General features: G+C 46.3%; 2 protein-coding genes. Both read right to left on the bottom strand.

Annotated features, from left to right (window positions below):
* The coding region (locus ACOCD2_RS20155; RefSeq protein WP_293675179.1) for a hypothetical protein at positions 1-576 on the bottom strand (576 nt) is incomplete at its 3' end.
* Complete coding sequence (mads1, locus tag ACOCD2_RS20150) at positions 569-754, bottom strand: methylation-associated defense system helix-turn-helix domain-containing protein MAD1 (protein ID WP_293649840.1); 186 nt, start codon at positions 752-754, stop codon at positions 569-571. The genes mads1 and ACOCD2_RS20155, both read right to left, overlap by 8 nt.
* Positions 755-1350: the final 596 nt, after the last annotated feature.

Below are 1350 nucleotides of genomic sequence, written 5' to 3'. Positions count from 1 at the left end.
AATGCTGCCTACAGTTGCTTCCACCAGCGTCCTCTGCTTTCTTGTTCTGCCCTGCAAGTGGCCAGACCTTGTCCAGGTACCATTGATATTTTGAGCCGTCGATTTCAGTGTGGCTTTGCTGAAGCGCTCAGGCATGACAGATTCAATGAATTCTTCCGTGGCTTCTCGCTCGATCGTAGTCCCTACCGGCAGATCCAGGATAAAAGGAGCCGTTGCACGAAGAATGGAATCCCGTGCGTAACACGCCAACAGAGCCAACTGGGCGCGTCCTGCCTCATCCCGTTCCCAGAAATAACGCAGTACGCGAAAAAGTACCAAGGATTGGTCTAATCCATAAAGGCTGGCTAGATGCCGAAAAGTAATCTTGCGCGTCTTTTCAGAACGTTTCCCCAGGCAATTTTCATCAATAATCGCATGAGCGTAATCTGTTTTTTCTGAATTTGGATTGGATACGCACTGAAATAGGGATGTCAGCTCATCCAGCATCATGGTGCGGGCATTATGGCTACCAGCCTGATCTAGGCCAAAACCAAAATTTGCTCGCGTGCTTTTGGGCGTTCCGGTCACTTCAGTCATTGGTCTCATTGGCGCCTCCATTGCGCACCCAAGCATCAACTTCTTCTTTTCGGAATTTCCAGAGGCGACCTATTTTGTGGCCTGGCATGGATTTATCGGCAATCCACTTGTAGATCGTGTCCCGTTTGACGCCTAGGTAAGTCCCTATTTCATCTACCGACAGCCATCTATCTTCCATTCTTTATGTTCCTGAAAAGCCTATGTATGCACTGATTCCCGGAAGATTCACAGCATCCCAGAAATAATCGGTTTAATTCGGTTAAATCAGCAATGATGAGTATACAGAAGGCTTGACGAAATGAACAACATCAATCTATATTTATACTAAGATGCTGTTTTTGATGGGGAAAACAGTACGGGATACTACACCAAAGATCTGGTACAGGAGAGTCTGGCTAATCTTTGGTACGGAGAATAATGCTTGGGGGAAACGGTGCGTCGTCGCTTGAGCGAATAGCGTAAGCAATTTGTTGCCGAAAATATTGCGAAGAAAACAGGGAAATAAAATAAAAACCCTTTATATTCAACAACATTTCCTGATAAAGCATAAATTTTCCGAGGGCTAAATAAAGCATAAAGCCGCCAAAAGGCGGCTTTATGCTTAAATCGGCAGGAGGCGGGGGTGAAGGTGGCTGGGTGGGCTCCACGCTCAATCAAAATCTTGAAAAAATCAGCGACCAGGCATGGCTCAAGATCGTTACCAGCAAGAAAGTTACGGAGTCTGATCGTGGTAAATTTATTCAGGCTGGGCAAGACCGCGTAATCACAACATCC

Origin of the sequence: Thiolapillus sp. (genome assembly GCF_048562965.1) — a bacterium.
Lineage (GTDB): Bacteria > Pseudomonadota > Gammaproteobacteria > Chromatiales > Chromatiaceae > Thiolapillus > Thiolapillus brandeum_A.
Note: the sequence above shows the minus strand (reverse complement) of the source record. Positions and strands in the feature narration are given on the sequence as shown.

Bases quoted from the DNA above. Each gene is read 5' to 3' on its own strand.
- mads1 (WP_293649840.1), bottom strand. From the start codon at position 754: ATGGAAGATAGATGGCTGTCGGTAGATGAAATAGGGACTTACCTAGGC.